This is a genomic window from Novosphingobium mangrovi (assembly GCF_022818885.1).
Lineage (GTDB): Bacteria > Pseudomonadota > Alphaproteobacteria > Sphingomonadales > Sphingomonadaceae > Novosphingobium > Novosphingobium mangrovi.
On record NZ_JALHAT010000050.1, the window covers coordinates 1 to 21099 of the forward strand.

The 21099-nt window shown below is 67.2% G+C and carries 23 protein-coding genes; 13 read left to right on the forward strand and 10 right to left on the reverse strand.

From position 1 onward, the window contains the following. Positions 1 to 128: 128 nt before the first annotated feature. Positions 129 to 533, reverse strand: a complete 405-nt coding sequence (locus MTR65_RS18135; protein ID WP_243802680.1) for a DUF1489 family protein — start codon at positions 531 to 533, stop codon at positions 129 to 131. A 56-nt stretch (positions 534 to 589) separates the two neighbouring features. Further along, positions 590 to 2065 (reverse strand): magnesium transporter, encoded by a 1476-nt coding sequence (gene mgtE, locus MTR65_RS18140; protein WP_243802682.1) that lies wholly within the window; start codon positions 2063 to 2065, stop codon positions 590 to 592. Positions 2066 to 2260: 195 nt separating this feature from the next. Here mgtE and MTR65_RS18145 point away from each other — a divergent pair, with 195 nt between their 5' ends. Together MTR65_RS18145 and MTR65_RS18150 are read left to right on the forward strand one after the other, a co-directional pair. Beyond that, entirely contained in the window at positions 2261 to 2725 is a 465-nt protein-coding gene (locus tag MTR65_RS18145; RefSeq protein WP_039390356.1) for a peptidylprolyl isomerase, read from the forward strand. 154 nt (positions 2726 to 2879) lie between these two features. Next, positions 2880 to 3596 carry a rhomboid family intramembrane serine protease gene (locus MTR65_RS18150; protein WP_243802684.1) on the forward strand — a complete coding sequence of 239 codons (717 nt, stop codon included), beginning with the start codon at positions 2880 to 2882 and terminating at the stop codon, positions 3594 to 3596. 87 nt (positions 3597 to 3683) lie between these two features. Here MTR65_RS18150 and MTR65_RS18155 read toward each other — a convergent pair whose 3' ends face one another. The 4 genes from MTR65_RS18155 to MTR65_RS18170 form a co-directional block, all read right to left on the reverse strand. Beyond that, positions 3684 to 4568, reverse strand: a complete 885-nt coding sequence (locus tag MTR65_RS18155; RefSeq protein ID WP_052322151.1) for a LysR substrate-binding domain-containing protein — start codon at positions 4566 to 4568, stop codon at positions 3684 to 3686. Positions 4569 to 4631: 63 nt separating this feature from the next. Beyond that, the gene (locus MTR65_RS18160; protein ID WP_148627708.1) at positions 4632 to 5549 is read right to left on the reverse strand and encodes a hemolysin family protein; all 918 of its coding nucleotides are present in this window, start codon (positions 5547 to 5549) and stop codon (positions 4632 to 4634) included. A gap of 23 nt (positions 5550 to 5572) precedes the next feature. Further along, positions 5573 to 6064, reverse strand: a complete 492-nt coding sequence (gene ybeY, locus MTR65_RS18165; protein WP_243802686.1) for an rRNA maturation RNase YbeY — start codon at positions 6062 to 6064, stop codon at positions 5573 to 5575. Positions 6065 to 6384: 320 nt separating this feature from the next. Further along, positions 6385 to 7437, reverse strand: a complete 1053-nt coding sequence (locus MTR65_RS18170) for a PhoH family protein (RefSeq protein ID WP_243802687.1) — start codon at positions 7435 to 7437, stop codon at positions 6385 to 6387. A gap of 361 nt (positions 7438 to 7798) precedes the next feature. Between MTR65_RS18170 and MTR65_RS18175 the strand changes: the two genes are divergently transcribed. Both MTR65_RS18175 and MTR65_RS18180 read left to right on the forward strand, forming a co-directional pair. After that, on the forward strand, positions 7799 to 8290 hold the full coding sequence (locus tag MTR65_RS18175; protein WP_243802689.1) for an RcnB family protein: 492 nt from the start codon (positions 7799 to 7801) through the stop codon (positions 8288 to 8290). Positions 8291 to 8609: 319 nt separating this feature from the next. Next, a complete protein-coding gene (locus MTR65_RS18180) occupies positions 8610 to 9248 on the forward strand; it encodes a hypothetical protein (protein ID WP_243802691.1) in 639 nt (212 codons plus the stop codon). A 35-nt stretch (positions 9249 to 9283) separates the two neighbouring features. Here the strand turns inward: MTR65_RS18180 and MTR65_RS18185 are convergent, their stop codons facing one another. The 4 genes from MTR65_RS18185 to MTR65_RS18200 all read right to left on the reverse strand — a co-directional run bounded on the left by MTR65_RS18185 (position 9284) and on the right by MTR65_RS18200 (position 13171). After that, positions 9284 to 10000 (reverse strand): alpha/beta fold hydrolase, encoded by a 717-nt coding sequence (locus tag MTR65_RS18185; protein WP_243802692.1) that lies wholly within the window; start codon positions 9998 to 10000, stop codon positions 9284 to 9286. Positions 10001 to 10010: 10 nt separating this feature from the next. Next, positions 10011 to 11357, reverse strand: coding sequence for a tRNA (N6-isopentenyl adenosine(37)-C2)-methylthiotransferase MiaB (gene miaB / locus MTR65_RS18190; RefSeq protein WP_243802694.1), 1347 nt, complete (start codon positions 11355 to 11357; stop codon positions 10011 to 10013). Positions 11358 to 11446: 89 nt separating this feature from the next. Then, complete coding sequence (locus tag MTR65_RS18195) at positions 11447 to 12121, reverse strand: hypothetical protein (RefSeq protein ID WP_419145062.1); 675 nt, start codon at positions 12119 to 12121, stop codon at positions 11447 to 11449. A 150-nt stretch (positions 12122 to 12271) separates the two neighbouring features. After that, positions 12272 to 13171, reverse strand: a complete 900-nt coding sequence (locus MTR65_RS18200; RefSeq protein WP_243802696.1) for a bestrophin family protein — start codon at positions 13169 to 13171, stop codon at positions 12272 to 12274. A gap of 368 nt (positions 13172 to 13539) precedes the next feature. On the opposite strand from MTR65_RS18200, the gene MTR65_RS18205 reads away from it, so the two are divergent. The 9 genes from MTR65_RS18205 (at position 13540) to tatC (ending at position 21077) form a co-directional block, all read left to right on the forward strand. Further along, positions 13540 to 13896 carry a DUF4168 domain-containing protein gene (locus MTR65_RS18205; protein ID WP_243802698.1) on the forward strand — a complete coding sequence of 119 codons (357 nt, stop codon included), beginning with the start codon at positions 13540 to 13542 and terminating at the stop codon, positions 13894 to 13896. Between the two features lie 243 nt (positions 13897 to 14139). Continuing rightward, positions 14140 to 15888, forward strand: coding sequence for an arginine--tRNA ligase (gene argS / locus MTR65_RS18210; RefSeq protein WP_243802700.1), 1749 nt, complete (start codon positions 14140 to 14142; stop codon positions 15886 to 15888). Positions 15889 to 15891: 3 nt separating this feature from the next. Continuing rightward, a complete protein-coding gene (locus MTR65_RS18215) occupies positions 15892 to 16842 on the forward strand; it encodes an SPOR domain-containing protein (RefSeq protein ID WP_243802701.1) in 951 nt (316 codons plus the stop codon). A 105-nt stretch (positions 16843 to 16947) separates the two neighbouring features. Next, complete coding sequence (nagZ, locus tag MTR65_RS18220; RefSeq protein ID WP_243802703.1) at positions 16948 to 17961, forward strand: beta-N-acetylhexosaminidase; 1014 nt, start codon at positions 16948 to 16950, stop codon at positions 17959 to 17961. A gap of 78 nt (positions 17962 to 18039) precedes the next feature. Then, on the forward strand, positions 18040 to 18825 hold the full coding sequence (locus MTR65_RS18225; RefSeq protein WP_226638230.1) for a segregation and condensation protein A: 786 nt from the start codon (positions 18040 to 18042) through the stop codon (positions 18823 to 18825). Then, on the forward strand, positions 18822 to 19472 hold the full coding sequence (gene scpB, locus MTR65_RS18230; protein WP_243802705.1) for an SMC-Scp complex subunit ScpB: 651 nt from the start codon (positions 18822 to 18824) through the stop codon (positions 19470 to 19472). Before MTR65_RS18225 ends, scpB begins: the two co-directional genes overlap by 4 nt. A gap of 66 nt (positions 19473 to 19538) precedes the next feature. Beyond that, on the forward strand, positions 19539 to 19781 hold the full coding sequence (locus MTR65_RS18235) for a twin-arginine translocase TatA/TatE family subunit (RefSeq protein WP_039390370.1): 243 nt from the start codon (positions 19539 to 19541) through the stop codon (positions 19779 to 19781). A gap of 21 nt (positions 19782 to 19802) precedes the next feature. After that, positions 19803 to 20264 (forward strand): Sec-independent protein translocase protein TatB, encoded by a 462-nt coding sequence (tatB, locus tag MTR65_RS18240; RefSeq protein ID WP_243802707.1) that lies wholly within the window; start codon positions 19803 to 19805, stop codon positions 20262 to 20264. Positions 20265 to 20279: 15 nt separating this feature from the next. Next, entirely contained in the window at positions 20280 to 21077 is a 798-nt protein-coding gene (gene tatC / locus MTR65_RS18245) for a twin-arginine translocase subunit TatC (protein WP_243802709.1), read from the forward strand. Positions 21078 to 21099: the final 22 nt, after the last annotated feature.

Sequence of the window (21099 nt, forward strand, 5' to 3'; positions counted from 1 at the left end):
TGGCCCACGCAGCGGGTAAGAGGTGAGGTCGACGGTATGGGGAGCCCGAGGGCAATGGCCCTCGGAATCATCCTTCTGACTTCCTCATTTCGTCCTGAAACCGGGCTTCCCGGTGTTCGGCGACGTTTTCAGACCAGCCCCAGCTTCATCAGCTCGCGTGCCAGCTTGGGGGGCATGATGTCGCCGCTGTCCTCGCCGTCGGTGAGATCGCGGGGAGCGTCCTCGTCCTTGAGGTAGCGCCAGCCCTGGTGGGCGCGTTTGGGCTTGGTGACGACCGGGATCAGGCGCGGTTCGAGGCGGATGTCCCAGCGCCCGTCGCTCTCGCGCTGTTCGAAGCCCAGGATCGGGGAGCGTCCGATAAGCGCGTGCTCGAAGATCCAGTAGAGCGATCCGCCCACCATTTCGGCCTGCCGCTTGGGCACGTAGCGGGTGGTCAGGCGCGCCTCACCAAAGGGGGCGTGGCTTTCCAGCCAGGCGCGCAGGTCGGCAGGGCTCTGGGCGGCAAAGGCAATCTTCGTCATGTGCAGCGGCATGACAGGCTAGATAGGGAGGATGGGCGCGAACGCCAACACGGTTCTTGCGGGTGTTCTCAGCCGACCAGCCCGGACATCGTGGCCAGGCCCAGGAAGACGAGGAAGCCCATCGAATCGGTCGTCATCGTCACGAAGACCGAGGACGAGATCGCCGGGTCGGCCTTGAGCCGTTCGAGCGCGAGCGGGATCAGCACGCCCGCCATTCCCGCGATCACGATGTTGGTCATCATGGCCGCGGCAATCACCCCGCCCAGCATCGGGTTGCCGAAGATCAGCGAGACCGCGATGCCAATGATGACGGCGACGGTGCCGCCGTTCAGGAGCGCGATGGTCATCTCGCGCCGGACCGCGCGCCAGGCGTTACTGGGGGTGAGCTGGTTCATCGCGAGCGCGCGCACGGTGACGGCCAGCGTCTGCGTGCCCGCATTTCCGCCCAGTCCCGCCACGATCGGCATGAGCGTGGCGAGCGCGACCATGGCCGCGATGGTGTCCTCGAACATGGCGATGACCGCCGAGGCGAGCGTGGCAGTGAGCAGGTTCGCGATCAGCCAGCGCACGCGCCCCGACCAGGCATCGCGGATCGGCTCGTTGATGTCGCCATCGCCTGCACCCGAGAGGAGGAGGGCGTCCTCGCCCGCTTCCTCGGAGATGATGTGGACCACGTCGTCGACCGTGATCTGGCCGATCAGGCGGCCCGAAGTGTCGACCACCGCGGCCGAGATCAGTGCGTACTTCTGGAAGCGCAGCGCGACCTCTTCCTGGTCCATGTCGACCGGGATCAGCGTCTGCTCGCGCTTCATCACGTCGTAGAGCGGGATGTTGCGCGGGCAGCGCAGGATCCAGGACAGGACGCAGGTGCCGATCGGGCGGTGCATCGGATCGACGATGAACACTTCCCAGAACTCGGTCGGCAGTTCGCGGTGTTCGCGCAGGAAATCGATGAGGTCGCCCACCGTCATCGTCTCGGGCACGGCCACGAACTCGCGGCTCATCATGCGCCCGGCGGATTCGTCGGGGTAGGAGAGCGCCGATTCGATGGCCGCGCGGTCTTCCGGCTCCATCTCGGCCAGGACCGCGCGCTGGTTGTCCTCGTCGAGGTCCTCCAGCATCGCGACGGCATCGTCGGTGTCGAGCTCGCCCGCAAAGCCCGCGACGACTTCGGCGGGCAGCGTCTCGACGAGGAGCTCGCGCACCCAGTCGTTCAGCTCGGCGATGACCTCCACGCCCATGAGGTCGCGGATCGAGCGCGCCAGCACCGGGCGCTCGTCGGCATCGACCAGCTCGAACAGGTCGGCGATGTCGGCGGGGTGGAGCGGTTCGACCAGTTCGTAGACGCGGTCGAAGTCTTCTTCCCACAAGGCGTCCTTGACCGCGCGGACGTAGTCGGCCTTGAGGCGGTTGTCCTCGTCGAGGCTTTCGCTCTCGGCTTCGGGCTCACCGTCCGGATCCTCGGGAAATGCGGACGCATCACGGCTCTCGTCGCGCAGATCCGCGTCCTCGATGCGTTCGTCCTTGAGATCCGTATCGCTCATGGGGCGGGTCTACGCGGCAATTTCGCAATTGCAACAGTTCCCCCCGGCGCGGATGAATTTCGTGCACGCTGGCTGCGCGGAACGTGACAATGGCGCACCATCGCCTATATCGGGGGCCGGTTCCCATGGCGCCCGCCCCTGCGCGGTTGCCTGCACACCTAATGGCCCGCATCCGCGCGGCGACAGGAGTTTTCGATGGCTGATGAATTTCTCACCTTCACGCTCGACACCGGCAACGGCGAAGGCGGCGACGTCAAGATCAAGCTGCGCCCCGACCTGGCTCCCGGCCACGTCGAGCGCATCAAGGAACTGACCTCGGAAGGTTTCTACGACGGTATCCTCTTCCACCGCGTGATCCCCGGTTTCATGGCGCAGGGCGGCTGCCCCAACGGCACCGGCATGGGCGGTTCGGACAAGCCGGACCTGCAGGCCGAGTTCAGCGCCGAGCCGCACGTGCGCGGCGTGTGCTCGATGGCCCGCACCAGCTACCCGCACTCGGCCAACAGCCAGTTCTTCATCTGCTTCGACGATGCGCGCTTCCTCGACAAGCAGTACACCGTCTGGGGTGAAGTGGTCGAAGGCATGGACCACGTCGATGCGCTGCCCAAGGGCGAGCCGCCGCGCGAGCCGGGCAAGATCGTGAAGGCCGCGCTCTCGTAAGATTGCGGGCCGCATCCGTGTCCCCTTGCGGGCGCGCGGATACGCTGAAAAAGGGCGCTTCCTCTTGAGGGAGCGCCCTTTTTTCATGGGCGTGATCCAGAACACACCCCTGCGACGAATCGCTTGATACCATCGTGCCTTGATGGAGGGTGTGATGAGCAGCGAACGGGTGGCGGTGCACATACGCGCAGAGGAGTGCGGGGCCGGGCGGGAGGAGCGCTCTGGCCCCGTGATTGCCTGGCAGGACTATGCGCCCGGCTGGGCGCTGCTGGGCTTCATGGTCTACGTCTTCGTCGTGCGCCTGTTCGACACCGACCACATGCTGGCCTGGCGGGTCTCGCACGAGGCGATCGCAGAGGGGCACTTCGCCACGCTGCAGATGCACATGTTCGCCCATGCGTCCGCGCTGCACCTGGCGATCACGGCGTTCGCCTTCGTGCCGCTCGCCGCGCTGGCGGTGCATCGGCTGGGCGGAGGGCTGTGCGCCTGGCTGCGCTTGGGCCTGCTCTTCGAGGCCAGCGGGCTGGCCGGGGGGCTGGCCTATCTTGCGCTCCACCGCGCCGGGGCTGAGGGCCTGCTCGGCGCCTCGGGCGTGGTGTTCGGACTGATCGGCTTCCTCGCCCGGCACAAGGCGATGCGTGCGGGCGTGGGCGAGGTCTGCTCGGTGGCGATGGGGCGCGAGGTGCTGGCCATGGCGCGGACCCAGTTCTGGGCGGTTTGCGCGCTGGGCGGGGTGCCGGTGCTTTTCGGGGCCGCCTCGGGCCTGGCCTGGGAGGCCCATCTGGGCGGCTTTGTCACCGGGTTCCTGCTCGCCCCGGCCCTGGTGGCACTGGGCACGCTGGGCCAACCGGACGCGCGCGGCGAGGGATAGACCGACGGGCCGGATCTCGCTGATCCGGCCTGACGGACGTAAGGGGGGGGGGGGCTTGTAGTGTTCGGGCCGCGGCCCGGAGGGTGCTTAGAGGCCGGCCTGCTGCAGCCACTCGTGGAACATGCGCACGGGCCGCGTTTCGAGCGCCTTGGGGCGGCACACGAACCAGTAGCGGTAGGGGCTTTCCACATCGATGTCGTAGAGGCGCGCAAGGCGGCCGTCGTTCGAGCGGCGGAAGTGGTCATCGTGCATGATCGCGATGCCCAGCCCCTGCGCGGCGGCTTCGAGCACGAGCTGGCCGGAGTCGAACTTGTCGACCGAGGCGGGCTCCAGATCGGGCAGGCCGATGGCCTTCTTCCACGCATCGAGGCTGTCGGGCAGGTCCTGGTGGATCAGGAAGGTCTGCTTGGAGAGCTTGTCCTTGTCCGGGCGCGGTCCCAGGTCGTTGGCCATCTCGCGCGAGACGATGCCGTAGACCTTGTTGTGGTCGAGCTGGACGCGGTAGAAGGCCGGGTCCGGTTCCTTGGCCAGGATCACCGCGGCATCGAGCGTGTCGCCCACGCGCGCTTCGAGGTGCGTGCCGGTGTCGATGTCGATGTGCAGGCGCGGGTGCAGCTTGCGCAGCTCGGGCAGGCGCGGGAACAGGCGCTGGCCACCGAACAGCGAAGGCACGCCCAGGTGCAGGCGCAGCACCTGGCCACGGTCGATCTGCGATTCCACCGCCTCGGCCAGCTCTTCGAGCTTGGGGCCGACGACGTTGTAGAAGGCCTGGCCTTCGTCGGTCAGCTTCATCGCCTGGTGCTGACGGGTGAACAAACGCTTGCCGGTGAAGTCCTCGAGAGCGGCGACACGGCGGGAGAGGGCGGACGGACTGAGCGCGAGCTCGTTCGCGGCGGCCTTGGCGGAACCTAGGCGGACGACGCGGACGAACGCTTCAAGCGCGCGCAGTGGGGGAAGTCGACGTACGGGCAATGTCTCTGGTCTTTTCGCTTCGGTTCACCGCGCGCGGGAGTGCGACGGTGTGCATGGGTACTCTCAGTCTTCCTCTCGGACGGGCTCTTCGAGAGGCGGGTGGAGGCGAAGCCTCGTGACGTGCCGCTCGTTGCCGTCGGTAATTTCTATGCGCCAGCCGCTGTCGTGCTCCAGGATTGTGCCGACCTGGGGCACCTGCTCGGCGAGGACGAAAGCCAGGCCGCCCAGAGTATCCACGGCTTCCTCGATCTCGGCAAGGCGCGGGTCGATGCGTTCGGCGACGTCCTCGAGTTCGGCGCGCGAATCCGCGTCCCAGACCCCGTTCTCGAGCGGCACCAGCCACTCTTCGGCGGCCTCGTCGTGCTCGTCCTCGATATCGCCGACGATTTCCTCGACGAGGTCCTCGATGGTGATTATGCCGTCGGTGCCGGTGTACTCGTCGATGACGACGGCGAGGTGCACGCGCTGGGCGCGCATGTCGGCCAGGACGTCGAGCGCGCCGCGTGCCTGGGGCACGAACAGCGGCCGGCGCAGCAGGCTCGTCCAATCGGCCGGGGCCGGCTCGCCGCGCGCGAGGATCGGGAACACGTCCTTGATGTGGATCATGCCCTTCACGTCATCGAGCGATTCGCCATAGACCGGTAGGCGCGAATGGCCGTGCTCGGCAAAGGCCTCGACCACCTCGTCGAAGCTGGCCGAGGCGGCAATCGCCACGATCTCGCCGCGCGGGATCGCGATGTCGTCGGCATCGTGCTCGGAAAAGTGGAGGAGGTTGCGCAGCATCTGGCGCTCGAGCGGCGACAGGTCGCCGCTGGGCGCCCCGTTCGCGTCGGTCTCGCCCTCATGGTTGTTGATGACGTCTTCCAGCTGCGCGCGCAGTGACTGGTCGGCGTCCCCCTGGAACAGTTTGCGGAATGCACGCCAGAGCGTGCCGGTACTGTCCCCGTCTCCTGGGTCGGTGTGGCGGCCATTTTCGGCCATCGTGATTGGGTATCCCTCGAAGGTTAGTTGCGGTCCCCATATGGGTCGGCAATGGCAAGAATCGCAAGTGCCTTTGTTTCGAGCGCCTCCATGGCCTCGGCATCGGCGTCGGAAATCTCATGGTCGAGGCCCGCCAGGTGGAGCAGGCCGTGGATCAGGAGGTGTGTTGCATGATCCTGAATAGAAACATTTTTTTCGCTTGCTTCGCGCGCGCAGGTCTCCGCGGCGAGGGCGATGTCACCCAGCATTTCGGGCGGGCCGTCTTGCTGTAAATTCAACAGTTCGACACGTTCCAGCATGGGGAAGGAAAGGACGTTGGTGGGCTTGTCCTTGGCGCGCCATTCGCGGTTGAGCGTGTGCACCTGCGAATCCGAGGTGAACAGAACGCTGGTAAGCAGCCGTTCGTGGCCCAGTTCGGGAGCCACCTGGACGAGCGCCTCGAGCGCCCGTTCGGCCAGGTCCACCCAATCGGTGTCGCCGGGCCAGGGGGCTTCGATGTCGATCTCGAGTTCCATCGCCGCCCCTTAGCGCTCCGAAGCGTCCGGGTCGAGCGGGGAAAAGCGGGAATTCGGCCCTTTTTGCAATCGATATTGCATGTCGCGCGTCACACCAAAGTCACGAAACGCAAGGCAATCGTGCAGGCCGAAAGGTCTGTGCGCAAACTGCAAGGGCGCCTGGCAGGGAGCAAGGAAGAGATGTTCCGAGGGCCATCGCCCTCGGGCTCCCGGAATGGTCTGGCTCACCCCTGTCGCGCCGCGTTGGCCGAGGATGGTGAGGTCGCCCATTCTGGGGTCAAGGGGTGATGACCCCTTGAACTCGTGTCTTCCTGCTTTGCTCAGCTCTCGTCGTACTGCGAAAGCGGTCCCTCATAGGCTTCGACGATGCGGCCCACGATGGGGTGGCGCACGACGTCGGCGGCCGAGAAGCGGGTGACGGCAATCCCGTCCACGCCTTCGAGCTTGGTCACGGCATCGGCAAGGCCCGACATGCGGTCGCCGCCGGGGATGTCGACCTGCTTGGGGTCGCCGCACACCACCATGCGGCTGTTCTGGCCAAAGCGGGTGAGGAACATCTTCATCTGTTCGCGCGTGGTGTTCTGCGCCTCGTCGAGGATGACGAAGGCATCGGCCAGCGTGCGTCCGCGCATGAAGGCGATCGGCGCGATCTCGATCTCGCCGCTGGCCAGGCGCCGTTCCACCTGCTCGGGCGGCATGCAGTCGTAGAGCGCGTCGTAGAGCGGGCGCAGGTAGGGATCGACCTTGTCCTTCATGTCGCCGGGCAGGAAGCCCAGCTTCTCGCCCGCCTCGACCGCGGGGCGCGAGAGGATCAGGCGCTGGACCGAGCCGGTCATCAGCTGCGAGACGGCCTGCGCGACCGCAAGGTAGGTCTTGCCCGTGCCCGCCGGGCCGAGCGCGAAGATCACGTCCGACTTGGCGAGCGCGCGCATGTACTCGATCTGCGTGGTCGAGCGCGGCACGATGGTCTTGCGCCGGGTGCGGATCATGATCGGCGGGCCCTTGCCGCCGTTGTCCCCATCGCCGGTGATGATGCCGTCGAGTGTGGGTTCGGCCGACATCGAGATCAGCGCCTCGATCGCGCCTGAATCGAGCTCCTGGTGGCCCTGTTCGAGCTGCCGGTACATGCCCGTCACCGTTTCGCGCGCGCGGGCGACAGCGTCTTCGGGGCCCTCGATCTGGATCTTGTTGCCGCGCGCGGCGATGTAGACGCCGAGGCGGTTCTCCACCTGCACGAGATTGGAATCGAACTGTCCGAACAAGGCCCCCAGCAGCGTGGGTTCGTCGAATTCCACTTCGACACGGGCGCGACGGTGGGTGTCGGGCCTAAGGTGCACCGTATCGTTGTCGGCGCGGGCTGCTTTACGGGCCATGCGTTCCTTTCTGATGAGGATGGTTTGCTTCCAAGGCGAAAGATGGCCCTGTGCGCGCCCGCTTGCAAGAGGGGGGTGGATCGCAGGGGCGTTGGCGGTGGAAAAGAATCCGCTCGGAAAGTCCTTTCGCAGCATCGCTGAGGCAGCGAAATCTATCGGATCCTGAAATTATTCTCAGAGGGTGGCTGCTTGGATCTGGCGGGCGATCCCACGCATTTGCGCGGGTTTCTCGGGACCTGTCGCAGCGCTGCGACAGTGCTGAGCGGGAGGTGTACGGCGCGCTCCCGCTTCGTTCATGTAGGGTGCGTAAAACCTGAATGCACAGACCGCCACCCCGGCTGCATGTTGAAGGAGTTTTTTCATGCGTAAGTTCATCCTGATGGCCCTTGCCGCCAGCGTTGCCGTTCCCACCCTGGCGGTGCCGACGATGGCCTCGGCCCAGAGCTACCGCGAGGCGCGCGAAAGTCAGCGCGATGTGCGCGAGGCGCGCCGTGACCTGCGCCAGGCCGAGCGTCATGGTGATCGCCGCGATGTCCGTGAGGCCCGCCGCGACGTGCGCAGTGCGAGCCGCGAAGCCCGCCAGGACTGGCGCGACTACCGTCGCGGCCACCGCAACGTCTACCACCGCTCGGCCTACCGCGGTCCTTCGGGCTATCGTTACCGCCCGGTCGCGGTGGGGCATCGCTTCCAGCCCGCCTATTACGGCAGCCGTTACTGGGTGAATGATTACGCCCGCTATCGTCTCCCGGCGCCGCGCGCCGGTGCGCGCTGGGTGCGCTACAACAACGACGTGGTCCTGGTGAACGTCCGCAATGGACGTGTTCTCACCGTCTACAACGGCTTCTTCTGGTAAGTTGACCTCTCCAACGAGTCCCCTACGGCGGCCCCGGTGAGCAAGCACCGGGGCCGCTTTGTATTTGGGGGCGAAAAAGTCGAGAAAAGATATATCCGAGGGCCATCGCCCTCGCGCTCCCCAACTTGTCGAGTTCACCTTCCACGCGCTGCCGCGGCTGAGAATGGCGAGGCTGCCCATTCTGGGGTCAAGGGGCGATGGCCCCTTGAAATACTACCTCCCTTCTCCTGCTCGAAAAGGTGCGCCTTTGCGGCGAGTTGGGGCCTGCGCCGCGCAGGTGCGCTTGCCCGGGCCGCGCAGGGCCGATAGCCTGCGCGCCATGAACCAATCTCTCGTGGCTTCGCCTGCCGCCCCGTCGGCTCGTCTCGGTTTTGCGCGCAAGGGTGTTCCCGTAGCTGCGCTCGCGCTCGCGCTGGCACTCGCGGGCTGCAAGGGCGATGCGCCGCCCGCTGGAGAGCCGAGCGCGACGGCCAGTGCGGGGGCGTCCGACGCGCTCGTCGCGGATCCCGAGGCCTTCGTGCAGAACTACGTCGAGGACGAACTGGGCGGCGATCTCGGCGTGGTGCACGTCGATAGCGCGAAAATGGACCTCGATGGCGACGGCACCGAGGAAGTGCTGGCCTATGCCAGCGGAGCAATGATGTGCGGGACGGGTGGGTGCAACCTGCTCGTGCTCAAGCCCGAGGGCGACAGCTTCCGGATCGTGGGCGATCTTTCGGTGGTGCAGCTCCCCGTCGGTGTGCTCGACAGCACGACCAACGGCTGGCGCGACCTTGCCGTTTCGGTTTCCGGTGGAGGCATGGCCGCGGGTGTCCGCCGCGTGCCCTTCGACGGAGAGCGCTATGCCTCCAATCCGACGAGCGCCGGGGTCGACGAGGCGGCTGGCATGGGCACCGTGCTCATCACGCCCGACGATCTCAATCCGCCCGAAGACGAGGACGCCAACGCGCAGCCCTGAATCGGGGCCCTGAGGCGGGGCCAGAGTCGGGCGCGTCAGGCGGCGAGCCAGTCGCGCAGGTGCGCGGTGACCGCCGCGCCCTGTTCCATCGGCGCCATGTGGCCGCATTGCTCCACGAGTTCGAGCCGCGCACCGGGCGTGTGGGCGGCAATGTCGCGCGCGCGCCCCGGCGGTGTCAGCTTGTCCTGCGCGCCCGCCAGCACCAGGGCTGGAACATTGATCCGGGCAAGGTCGGCGCGCGAATCGGGGCGGGCCATGATCGCGCGCTGCTGGTTGGCGTAGGTCTCCAGTCCGACGCCAAGCGCCATTGCGACGACCGCTTCGGCCGTGGCGCGCTCTGTATCGGGGTGGACGAGCCGTCGCAGGCTGCCGCGCAGCACCGCCTCCAGGCTGCGCTTGCGCGCGGTGGTGATCGCGGCCTGGCGCAGCCGCGCGGCGTCGGCATCGTCGGCGCCCGCGCTGGTGTCCAGAAACGCGATTCGCGTGATCCGCTGGGGCGCCTGGCGCCAGATTTCCATGGCCACGTAACCGCCCATCGAAAACCCTGCGAGCGCGAAGCGCGGCGGAGCTGCAGCAAGGATGCGGCGGGCCATGGCGGGCAGGGTGTCGTCGTGCAGCGTGTCGCCGATCATGGGGTCGGCGATGTCGGCAAGCCCCGCGACTTGCGCGGCCCACAAGGTCTCGTCGCACGACAGGCCCGGCACGAGCACGAGCGGCTGGCGCGCCTCGGCGCCCCTCGGCATGGCGGTCATGGTCGCAGGGTCAGGCCGAGGCGGGGACCTTCAGCGCGCCCGCGATCGAGTTGGGCCCGGCTTCGACCAGTTCGACGGTGACGACATCGCCCACGGCCACATCGCCCGTGAAGTGGACCGACTGCAGCCAGGGCGACTTGCCCAGCCACTGGCCAGGATGCTTGCCGCGCCGCTCGACCAGAACCTCGCAGGTCTTGCCGACAGAGGCAGTGTTGAAGGCGTACTGGTCGCGGTTGAGCGCTGTCTGCAGGCGCTTCAGGCGCTCGTCCATGACGGGCATGGGGACTTGTTCGCCCATGGTTGCGGCCGGAGTGCCGGGGCGCGGCGAATACTTGAAGCTGAAACACTGGGCATAGCCGACCGTATCGACCAGCTTGAGCGTTTCCTCGAACTCGGCGTCGGTCTCGCCCGGGAATCCGACGATGAAGTCGCCCGAAAGCGCGATGTCGGGGCGGGCCTTGCGCACCTCTTCCAGGATCGTGAGGTACTTTTCGACCTGGTGTGCGCGGTTCATCGCTTTCAGCACGCGGTCGCTGCCCGACTGCACGGGAAGGTGCAGGAAGGGCATGAGCTTGGCGACATCGCCATGGGCCTCGATCAGGCCGGGCGTCATGTCGTTGGGGTGGCTGGTGGTGTAGCGGATGCGGGCAAGGTCGGGGATTTCGGCCAGCTCGCGGATGAGGCCGTCGAGCCCGACGGCCTGGCCCTTCGCGTTCTCGCCGGTCCAGGCGTTGACGTTCTGGCCCAGGAGCGTGATTTCGCGCGCGCCAGCCTCGACGAGGCGCTTGGCCTCCTCGATGAGGTCGGCGTGCGGGCGCGAGATTTCCGCGCCGCGGGTATAGGGCACCACGCAATAGGTGCAGAACTTGTCGCAGCCTTCCTGCACGGTGAGGAACGCGGTGGGCCCGGAGCGGCGGCGCTTGGGCAGCGCGTCGAACTTGGTCTCGGCAGGCATGTCCGTGTCGGTCATGCGCCGACCTTCCGAGGCCGCCTTCACCATGTCGGGGAGACGGTGGTAGGCCTGCGGACCGACGACCATCTTCACGGCAGGCGCGCGCGCCATGATCTCTTCGCCCTCGGCCTGCGCGACGCAGCCTGCCACCGCGATCAGCGGGGAGGAGCCATCCTCACGGCGCAGGCGGCCGATGTCGGAATAGACCTTTTCGGCTGCCTTTTCACGGATGTGGCAGGTGTTGAGGACGACGAGGTCGGCATCCTCGCCCTCGGGCGCGGGGGTGATCCCCTGCTCGGCCAGGAGTTCGGCCATGCGATCGCCGTCGTAGACGTTCATCTGGCAGCCAAAGCTCTTGACCCGGTAGGTCTTCGGATTCGCAGGGGTGGGCGCAGGATTGGACATGGCGCGCCGTTACACGCCTTTGCGCGGGTTTTGAAGAGGGAGAGGTGCCGGGAGCGGCGCGCAAGCGCGCTCCCGGCGGGTATATGGCCTCAGGAGATGGGGGCAGCTGCGGCGTCCGGGGCCGGTTCGCCAGCATCCGTTGCGCCACTCTGAGGCATGGGGACCTGGAGGGGAGCGACGGGCTGCGCCGCGAAGGCAAGTTCGACGTCTTCGTCGATGAAGCCGCCCACCTGGCCGCCCATGGGAAGAACGGCGCTGGTCCCGGTCATGAAGAAGCCGGCCACGGGCACGAGCGCGATGGCCCCGACCACCCCGGCCGTTCCGGTGACGCCCTTGTCATCGAAGTTCCCGGTCAGGCGGATCTGGCGCCCGTCGACGCGCAAGTACAGGAGCCGGGCTTCCAGCTTGCCCGACTTGCCCCACATGCCCTTGTTCCGCACGCTGGTGAGTTCGCCCCACGCGGGAGACCCCGCCGGAATGACCTGGACGCCGTTGACCTCGACAGGTGCAGCAACCTCCAGCTGGAAGCGCTGCCCGACCTTGGCGACCTTCTTCTTGGTGGTGATCTCTTCCAGCAGGCGCAGCTGGATGGGGGTTCCCGCGCGAAGGACGGCGCTTCGCGGCGCCGGGGTCGCAGGAAGGAGGGCAGGTGCAGCCTGCGTTGCCAGGGGATTGCGATAGGCGTCCCCCGGAGCGGTGTCCTGAGCGTGCGCGGTGGATGCCAATACCGAAGCCAGGAAGAAAGTCGTCGCGATGCGTTTCAATGGAAGAGCCCCCGATTCAGAAAATCTCGACATGAGATCTTCGTGGTCGGGCTATGGCGTGGTCTCGGCAAAAGAGTAGTTAACCGATCTTCATTGCAATTTCTTTTGCCCGAGTGTGGCCGAAAGGATGCACCAGGTGCGCATGGCCCTTCAGTTCAGCACGTAGCCGTCCGGCTCGATGACAGGGGGCAGTTCGCGGTGGCCGGCGGCGTGGAGCAGGTCGCGTTCGATGGTGCGGACCATGGCGGCAAGTGGCAGGTCGTTCTCGTCCCGGCCGAAGGGATCGCTGAGCTGGTCGCCCAGCGCATCGAGGCCGAAGAAGGCATAGGCGACGAGGAAGGCGGGGAAGGGCGCCCACCAGCCCAGCTGCGGGACCAGCGCGAAGGGCAGCAGCAGGCAGAAGGCATAGGCCGTGCGGTGGAGCAGCAGCGAATAGGAGAAGGGCACCGGCGTCGCCTTGATCCGCTCGCACCCGCCCTGGACCGAGGCCATCTCGCTGAGTTGGGTTTCCAGCACCGAGTAGTGGATCGCATCGATCGCGCGTGCGTCTGCCAGCGCGCGGCAGCCCATGCCGACCGCGCGCAGGACCGCGTCGGTGGGATTGGGCGCGCCTGTCCAGTCTGCGTCACGCGCGGCGTGGCGGGCGATGGCGGCAACTTCGTCTTCCTCGCGAAGGCGTGCGGCAAGTCCGGCGGTAAAGCCGGCCAGCGTCTCGAGCAGCGGGGCAGCCTGCGCGCGTTCCAGCGTCGCGGTCTGGCGCGCGAAACTGCGCGCGGCGTTGATAAGGCGCCCCCACAGCTGGCGACCCTCCCACCAGCGGTTGTAGCACACCGTGTTGCGAAAGCTCATGAAGATCGAGAGCGAAAGGCCGATCAGGGTGAAGGGCATCGCGTGGAGCGGGGCCAGCCAGGACGGCGCGGCCTGTCCGATCAGAACGGCAATCAGTGAGGCCGCCAGCACGACCAGCAGCGGGCGCAGGATCTGCGGCAGGATCGAGCCGCGTGTGGCGATCAGCACATCGCGGAAGCTGGGGGTGTTGCGTACGATCATTGGGGCAGGGCTCTGGATGGAGCGCGACTCGCGCCGGGAATGGACGCTTTAGCCAATCAGAAGGACAGTTCCGAGGGTCATCGCCCTCGGGCTCCCCATACTATCTAGCGCACGTTGCGCGCGCCGCTTTGGCTGAGGCGCGGGAGGTCGCCGATTCTGCGGTCAAGGGGCGATGGCCCCTTGAAAGGGGCTTGTCCTTCCTTCTTTCATCGCGGCTGGCGAACGGCCTGCCAGCGCAATTTGTTGCCTGTTTGTCAACGGCTTCGCTTTGTCTCGGGAGAGCCACGCGGCGTCAGGTGCGCGCTTGCATCGAGGCCTCGCGTGCCGAGATTGAGGCTCGAACGTGACGAAAACGATCGGAGAACGACATGAACCGCATGAAGCTTGCCCTCGCGGGCACCGCAGCCCTTGGCGCCGTCGCAACCGGCGGTGCCGTCCAGGCCCAGAGCGCACCGCAATCTGCCCCCCAGCAGGCCCCCGGCGCTGCGGCCTCGAGCGCGGATTTCAGCGACCAGGAGGTGAAGCAGTTCGCCACCGCCGCGGTCAGTATCCAGAACATCCAGAAGGACACCGCGGCCTCGGCCGAGGAGAAGCAGACCAAGATGGCGGGCGCCGTCCAGAGCTCGGGCCTGTCCCCTGAGAAGTTCAACCAGATCGCGGTCGCCTCGCGCAGCGACACGACTCTCATGCAGCGCATCCAGTCGGCCGCAACCGGCAATCCGTGATGGCTTAGTGCCGTGATGCGTTGATGCGGCCCTGCCGGGCCGTGTGGACCGGGAGGCCGCTGCGTCTCCCGGCTGTCTTCCCCCCGCCTTTGCCCCTCTGATTCCGGCGGGTCGGGAGACAGGGAAAAAGGCAGGTGTCCTCCGGGATGCCTGCCTTTTTTCGTGGGACGGGCGGCCGCGCGCGGAGCGGGGGCGTTACGGCCTGTTCCCCTTTTCGCAAACTTGGGCTATCCGCGCGCCATCATGACCACGATCCAGACCCTTTACGCCGCCTTCGCTGGCCACCTTTCGACTGCGCTCGACGCGCTGGAAGCCGCAGGAACCCTGCCGGGCGAACTGAAGCGAAGCGCGATCACGGTCGAGCCGCCGCGCGATCCCTCCCACGGGGACCTTGCCACCAACGCGGCGATGGTCCTGGCCAAGCCTGCCAAGATGAAGCCGCGTGACCTGGCCGAGGCGCTCGTCGCCGAGCTTTCGAAGCTCGATGCGGTGACCTCTGCCGAGATCGCGGGACCGGGCTTCATCAACCTGCGCCTGGCACCTGCCGCGTGGATCGACGAGCTGGGCGCGATTGCCGCGCTTGGCGCGGACTACGGCCGCTCGACCCTGGGCGGAGGCAGTACGGTCAACGTCGAGTACGTCTCGGCCAACCCGACCGGCCCCATGCACATGGGCCACTGCCGCGGCGCGGTGGTCGGCGATGCGCTGGCGACCCTGCTCGAATACGCGGGCCACAAGGTCATCAAGGAATACTACGTCAACGACGCGGGCGCGCAGGTGCAGGTCCTCGCGCGCTCGGCGCACATCCGCTACCGCGAGGCGCTTGGCCTGGGCGAGGCGGTGATCCCTGAGGGGCTCTACCCGGGCGACTACCTGAAGCCGGTGGGCGCAAAGCTCGCCGAAGAGTTCGGCGACCAGTACGCCGAGGCGCCCGAATCGGAATGGCTGGCCCTGTTCCGCGTCAAGGCGGTCGCCGCGATGATGGACATGATCCGCGCCGACCTTGCCCAGCTGGGCATCCGCCATGACGTCTTCAGCTCGGAAGCCGAGCTGCAGGCGAGCGGCAAGCCCGACGAGGCCGAGGCGTGGCTGCGTTCCAAGGGCCTTGTCTACGACGGCGTGCTGGAAGCGCCCAAGGGCAAGACGCCCGAGGACTGGGAGCCGGTCGAGCTGCCGCTGTTCAAGTCGACCCAGTTCGGCGACGATCAGGATCGCCCGATCAAGAAGTCGGACGGCACCTGGACCTACTTCGGCGCCGACCTCGCCTACCACTTCCAGAAGGCGCAGAGTGCCGATGCGCTTGTCGACATCTGGGGCGCGGACCACGCAGGGACGGTCAAGCGCATCAAGGCCGCCGTCAAGGCGATGACGGGGGCAGAGGGCGAGGCGACTCCCTTCGAGATCAAGCTGGTGCAGATGGTCCAGCTGCTGCGCGACGGTGAGCCGGTGAAGATGTCCAAGCGTTCGGGCAACTTCATCACCATCGCCGACATGGTCGAGGAAGTGGGCAAGGACGTGGTGCGCTTCACCATGCTCACCCGCAAGCCCGACGCGCAGATGGACTTCGACTTCGCCAAGGTGGTGGAGACGAGCAAGGACAACCCGGTCTTCTACGTCCAGTACGCTCATGCGCGCATCCAGTCGATCCTGCGCAAGGCCAAGGCCGATCTCGACACCGTCGCTTCGGCTGAACACGTCGCGCTGCTGGGCGAGGACGATCTGGAGCTCGCCAAGCTGCTCGCGCAGTTCCCGCGCGTGATCGAGGCCGCCGCCGCCGCCCGTGAACCGCACCGCGTGGCTTTCTACCTCCACGATCTGGCCGCCGCGTTCCATGGGTATTATAACCTGGGTAACGATAGTCCGGAAAAGCGGATTGTTAACGCATCGGACGTTAACCTTACATCCGCGCGGCTGTTCCTGGCCGTGCAGGTGGGGCAGATCATTCGCAACGGCCTGGCGCTTCTGGGCGTCGAGGCCGTGGAGGAAATGTGATTTATGACGCACGGGGCTTCGGACAGGACTGAGGACGGCATGTCCGCGGCAAATGGATCGGGCGCGGGGCCGGGCGCAGGTGCGGGCGGGGCCTGGACCTCCGCCAATGGCCTTGGCACCGATCCCCAGGCGCCCGGTGCCGAGCCTGACCCTTTCGGGCCCGATCCCTTCGGTGATGAGCACGATCCTTTTCCGATGCCCGGCGCCGCCCCGGCTGCGGGCGTCGCGGCCAGCTTCGGCACGGCCGCTCCCGCCGCCTCCGAAAGTGCCGACGAACTGGACCTGGGCGATGGCGAGATGCGCCTGCCCTGGCTCGAAGGCGACGATGAGGACTACGAGGACGAACGCGGTGGGATGGGTCAGACCACGATCCTGCTGCTGGCCGCGCTCGTGGCCATTGCCCTTCTGGGCGGTGGTATCCTGTGGGCGCTCGCCGGGCGCTCGGACGAGGAACTCGTCGCCGATGGCGGCGTGATTGAGGCGCCCGAGGAACCCTACAAGACCCGCCCCGAGAATCCCGGCGGCGAAGTCGTGAGCGGAACTGGCGACACCAGCTTCGCGGTGGCCGAAGGCCAGTCCCGCACGCCCCAGATCGCCGAGGAAGAACTTCCCGAGCCCGGCTTCGATGGCCTGGAGGAGGAGGAGACCCAAGCTGCGGCGCCTCAGTCGCAGCCCAAGCCGGCGCCTGCCGCCAAGGCCGAAGAGCCCGCGGCGCCCAGCGGCGTGGGTGTCCAGGTCGGCGCCTACACCTCGCGCGAGGGCGCGGAGAAGGGCTGGCAGACGCTGAAGGGCCAGTACGCGCCCTTTGGCGAGATGAGCCACCGCGTGGTGCAGGGCCAGGCCGACATCGGCACGGTCTACCGTCTCCAGGCGCTTCCGGGCGATCTCAAGGCGGCCAGGGCGCTCTGCGCGGACATGCGCGGCGCAGGTCTCGCCTGCCAGGTCAAGAACTGAGCGGAACATCACGGCGGGCGGGTGCGGCGTACCCGTCCCGCGCTCGTCCACACATCGCGCGCGCGCGCGGCTTGCCTGCCCGCGCGGATTGGGCGATAAATCGGCATGGTTCCTGCGATTTTCGGCCTTTCGGGGCACGTCCTCACGGCGGATGAAGCCGCCTTCTTCCGCGACGCTGATCCGGCCGGCTACATTTTCTTCGGGCGCAATGTCGCCGACCGCGCCCAGTTGCGCGCGCTGACCGATGCGCTGCGCGATCTTCATGGCCGCGAGGACCTCTTCATCTGCATCGACCAGGAGGGCGGGCGTGTGGCGCGCATGAAGCCACCGGTCTGGCCCGCCTATCCGCCGGGCGAGGTGTTCGACCGCTTGTACGATCACGCGCCCGCCACCGCCATCGAGGCCGCGCGCGCCAACGGCGAGGCGCTCGGGCTCGATCTTGCGCAAGTGGGCATCACGGTCGATTGCCACCCCTCGCTCGACGTGCGCCAGACAGGCGCGCACGATGTCATCGGCGACCGGGCCTTTGGCCACGATCCGATGCGCGTGGCCGCGCTCGGCCGCGCGACGCTCGATGGCCTGGCGCGCGCGGGCGTGGTCGGCTGCATCAAGCACATTCCTGGCCATGGACGCGCCATGGCGGACAGCCACAAGGAACTGCCCACCGTTACGGCCAGCGCGGAGGAACTGGAGGTTGACCTGCGCCCCTTCCGGACGCTGGCCCACGCGCCCATCGGCATGACCGCGCACGTGCGCTACACCGCCTGGGATGCGGACAATCCGGGCACGCTCTCGCCCTTCGTGGTGCAGGAGATCATTCGCGGGCGGATCGGCTTTGACGGGCTGCTCCTGACCGACGATCTCGACATGGAGGCGCTTTCGGGCTCGGTGCCCGAACGCGCCGCGCGTGCCATCGCGGCGGGCTGCGATATCGCGCTCAACTGCTGGGCGAAGATGGACGACATGGTGGGGATCGCCAAGGCGCTGCCTGCGATCACGCCGGAAGCGCGCGCGCGGCTGGAGAGGGCCATGGCCTCCTGCCCCGAAGGTGCGCGCACCGGCGATCACGCTGCGCTCGTCGCCCGGCGCGAGGCGCTGCTGGCGCAGGGCGTCGCCTGAGGCGTGGCCGGGGACGGCGAACCTGCTCCTTCGCGCGGCGCGCCCGGCGATCCGGTTCAGCGTGATCCCGGTATCGCGCTGGGCGAAGCCGAGGCGGTGTGGGACGCGGTCTCGCCCGCCGAGCAGCGCCGCCAGGCGCTCTATATCGAGATCGAGGGCTGGGAAGGGCCGCTCGACCTCCTGCTCGATCTGGCGCGGCGCCAGAAGGTGGACCTGCGCCGCATCTCCATCCTCGAACTCGTCGATGCCTATCTCGACTACATCGACACGGCGGGCGAGATGCGTCTGGAAATCGCGGCGGACTACCTCGTGATGGCGGCCTGGCTCGCCTATCTCAAGTCCTCGCTGCTGCTGCCCAAGGAAGAACAGCCCGATCCCAGCCCCGAGGAGCTGGCGATGCGCCTGCAACTGCGCCTTCAGCGCCTGGGCGCCATGCGCGAGGCGGCGGCCCGGCTGATGGGGCGTGACCGGCTGGGGCGCGATGTTTTCCCGCGCGGTGCGCCCGAGGGGCTGCGGGTGGAGAAGCGCAACGCCTGGCAGTGTTCCTGGCTCGACCTCGTGCGGGCCTATGGCGATGTGAAGCTGCGCGCCCAGCCCGCCGTCCATCACGTGCGCGAGCGCATGGTGATGAGCCTCGACAGCGCGATTGCGCGGGTCTCGGCGATGGTGGGCGTCGCCCTAGACTGGATGGAACTGCGCGAATTCGTGCCCCCTTCCAAGGAGGACTGGGCCGATCCGCAGCTGCGCAAGTCCGCGCTCGCCTCCAGCTTCGTAGCCGCGCTGGAACTGGCCAAGGCGGGCAAGGTCGAACTGGTGCAGGAGAGCGTCTTTGGTCCCCTCCAGGTGCGGGCGCTGCCGACATGAGCGAGCCGGATACGCCTGTGCCCGATGACATGGAACGCGCGGTCGAGGCGACGCTGTTCGCGGCCGAGGCGCCGATGACGGCCGAGCAGATCTCGCGGCATCTGGGCGATGGCGAGGTGCGTCCGGCGCTCAAGGCACTCCAGGCGCACTACCAGGGGCGTGGCATCCAGCTCGTCGAGCGGGGGCGCCACTGGCACTTCGAGACCGCGCCCGACCTGGCGCACCTTCTGCGCCGCGAGAAGCAGGAGGTGCGCCGCCTTTCGCGCGCGGCTACCGAGGTCCTGGCCATCGTGGCCTATCACGAGCCCGTCAGCCGCGCCGAGATCGAGGCGATCCGCGGCGTGCAGACCGCCAAGGGGACGCTGGACGTGCTGATCGAGGCGGGCTGGGTGCGCACGGCGGGGCGCCGCGAGGTGCCCGGACGGCCCGTGATCTACGCCACAACCGACGCGTTCCTCGCGCATTTCGGGCTGTCTTCGCGCAAGGAATTGCCCGGACTTGACGAATTACGTGCAGCGGGGCTGCTCGAAGCGGTCGATGATGCTATGGTAGAGGACGCATTGCGACCCGGAATTTCAGCGGAAACCCAAGAAGGTGACCGTCCTGCGACCGAACCGGGTCTAAACGATGACAGGCTTTCAACTTAGTTGGAAAACGCCTAGATGACCCGTGAAGGGCCGGAATCGGTCGCACGTATTTTTGGAGTTGGGATAATGGGTAGCTTCTCGATCTGGCACTGGCTGATTGTCCTGGTGATCGTGCTCGTGCTGTTCGGTCGCGGCAAGGTCTCCGAAATCATGGGTGACTTCGGCAAGGGCATCAAGAGCTTCAAGCAGGGCATGAACGAGGACGAGGATGAGGCCAAGCCCGCCAAGTCGGATGCCAAGCCCGCGCAGATCACCTCGGCCGACCCCGCGCCCAGCGCGAGCGAAACCACCAAGAGCGACCAGGCCTGAGCCTGACGGCCGGATACGGCTATGCTGGATATCGGAGCCACGGAACTCCTGATGGTCGTCATCGTGGCGGTCGTCGTCATCGGGCCCAAGGACATGCCCCTGGCGATGCGCACGGCTGGCCGCTGGATCGGCAAGTTGCGCAAGGTCACGGGGCATTTCCGCGCCGGGATCGATGCGATGGTGCGCGAAGCCGAGCTGGAGGAGATGGAGCAGAAGTGGCGCGAACAGAACGAGGCGATCATGAAGGCAGCCCCCAAGCTGCCGACCGCCGAGGAGATGGAAGCGCCGCGCAAGGCCAAGACCGACGCCGAGAAGGCGAACAACGTCGAGGGTGACGCTCCGGCAGAGCCTGAGGCGCTGCCCGCCCCCGAACCGGCGTCCACGTCCTCTGGCGAGGCTCCTGCGCCGCCCGCAGCGACGCCGCAAGCCGCGTCCGAGCCCCAACCCGTGCCGGCGTCCGACCCGGCCCGCCCCGCGTCCTGATCGAGCATTCGCGCCATGGCCTTCAAGATTTCCGACATCGACGATTCGCAGGCTCCCCTGCTCGATCACCTCGTCGAACTGCGCTCGCGTCTGGTGCGCGCGTTCCTGGCCTTTGGCGTTGCCTTTGGCATCTGCTTCTATTTTGCCGACGATATCTTCGGCTTCCTGGTCCGCCCGCTGACCGCCGCCTTCCCGGCGGGTGAGGGCAAGCTGATCTACACCAAGCTCTACGAAGCCTTCTTCGTGGAAGTGAAGATCGCGGTCTTCGCGGCCTTCTTTTTCAGCTTCCCGGTGATCGCCAACCAGATCTGGGCCTTCATTGCGCCGGGCCTCTACGCCAAGGAAAAGAAAGCCTTCCTGCCGTTCCTGGTAGCCACCCCGATCCTCTTCACGATGGGCGCGGCGCTGGCCTACTACGTGGTCATGCCGACCGCCTTCCACTTCTTCCTGGGCTTTCAGGGGAGCGCGGGGGGCCTCCAGCTCGAGGCGCTGCCGGGGACGGGCGACTACCTCTCGCTCGTCATGCAGTTCATCCTCGCCTTCGGCATCAGCTTCCTGCTGCCGGTGCTGCTGATGCTGCTCAACCGCGCGGGGATCGTGACCCGCACGCAGGCGGTCGCCGCACGCCGCTACGTCATCGTCGGGATCTTCGTGGTCGCCGCGATCGCGACCCCGCCCGACGTGATCTCGCAGGTCCTCCTCGCGGTGCCGCTGCTGCTGCTCTTCGAAGGCACGCTGCTCCTCATGTGGTTCACCGAACGCCGTGATGCGAAGGTCGCGGAGGATGATCCGGTAGAGGCTCCGGCGGAGTAGGAGAATGATTCAAGGGGCCATC

What these genes read in the sequence shown, in the direction of transcription:
- MTR65_RS18135 (WP_243802680.1), bottom strand. Translation starts at nt 533, where the DNA reads ATGCCGCTGCACATGACGAAGATTGCCTTTGCCGCCCAGAGCCCTGCC.
- mgtE (WP_243802682.1), bottom strand. Translation starts at nt 2,065, where the DNA reads ATGAGCGATACGGATCTCAAGGACGAACGCATCGAGGACGCGGATCTG.
- MTR65_RS18145 (WP_039390356.1), top strand. Translation starts at nt 2,261, where the DNA reads ATGGCTGATGAATTTCTCACCTTCACGCTCGACACCGGCAACGGCGAA.
- MTR65_RS18150 (WP_243802684.1), top strand. Translation starts at nt 2,880, where the DNA reads ATGAGCAGCGAACGGGTGGCGGTGCACATACGCGCAGAGGAGTGCGGG.
- MTR65_RS18160 (WP_148627708.1), bottom strand. Translation starts at nt 5,549, where the DNA reads ATGGCCGAAAATGGCCGCCACACCGACCCAGGAGACGGGGACAGTACC.
- ybeY (WP_243802686.1), bottom strand. Translation starts at nt 6,064, where the DNA reads ATGGAACTCGAGATCGACATCGAAGCCCCCTGGCCCGGCGACACCGAT.
- MTR65_RS18170 (WP_243802687.1), bottom strand. Translation starts at nt 7,437, where the DNA reads ATGGCCCGTAAAGCAGCCCGCGCCGACAACGATACGGTGCACCTTAGG.
- MTR65_RS18175 (WP_243802689.1), top strand. Translation starts at nt 7,799, where the DNA reads ATGCGTAAGTTCATCCTGATGGCCCTTGCCGCCAGCGTTGCCGTTCCC.
- MTR65_RS18180 (WP_243802691.1), top strand. Translation starts at nt 8,610, where the DNA reads ATGAACCAATCTCTCGTGGCTTCGCCTGCCGCCCCGTCGGCTCGTCTC.
- MTR65_RS18185 (WP_243802692.1), bottom strand. Translation starts at nt 10,000, where the DNA reads ATGACCGCCATGCCGAGGGGCGCCGAGGCGCGCCAGCCGCTCGTGCTC.
- miaB (WP_243802694.1), bottom strand. Translation starts at nt 11,357, where the DNA reads ATGTCCAATCCTGCGCCCACCCCTGCGAATCCGAAGACCTACCGGGTC.
- MTR65_RS18200 (WP_243802696.1), bottom strand. Translation starts at nt 13,171, where the DNA reads ATGATCGTACGCAACACCCCCAGCTTCCGCGATGTGCTGATCGCCACA.
- MTR65_RS18205 (WP_243802698.1), top strand. Translation starts at nt 13,540, where the DNA reads ATGAACCGCATGAAGCTTGCCCTCGCGGGCACCGCAGCCCTTGGCGCC.
- argS (WP_243802700.1), top strand. Translation starts at nt 14,140, where the DNA reads ATGACCACGATCCAGACCCTTTACGCCGCCTTCGCTGGCCACCTTTCG.
- MTR65_RS18215 (WP_243802701.1), top strand. Translation starts at nt 15,892, where the DNA reads ATGACGCACGGGGCTTCGGACAGGACTGAGGACGGCATGTCCGCGGCA.
- nagZ (WP_243802703.1), top strand. Translation starts at nt 16,948, where the DNA reads ATGGTTCCTGCGATTTTCGGCCTTTCGGGGCACGTCCTCACGGCGGAT.
- scpB (WP_243802705.1), top strand. Translation starts at nt 18,822, where the DNA reads ATGAGCGAGCCGGATACGCCTGTGCCCGATGACATGGAACGCGCGGTC.
- MTR65_RS18235 (WP_039390370.1), top strand. Translation starts at nt 19,539, where the DNA reads ATGGGTAGCTTCTCGATCTGGCACTGGCTGATTGTCCTGGTGATCGTG.
- tatB (WP_243802707.1), top strand. Translation starts at nt 19,803, where the DNA reads ATGCTGGATATCGGAGCCACGGAACTCCTGATGGTCGTCATCGTGGCG.
- tatC (WP_243802709.1), top strand. Translation starts at nt 20,280, where the DNA reads ATGGCCTTCAAGATTTCCGACATCGACGATTCGCAGGCTCCCCTGCTC.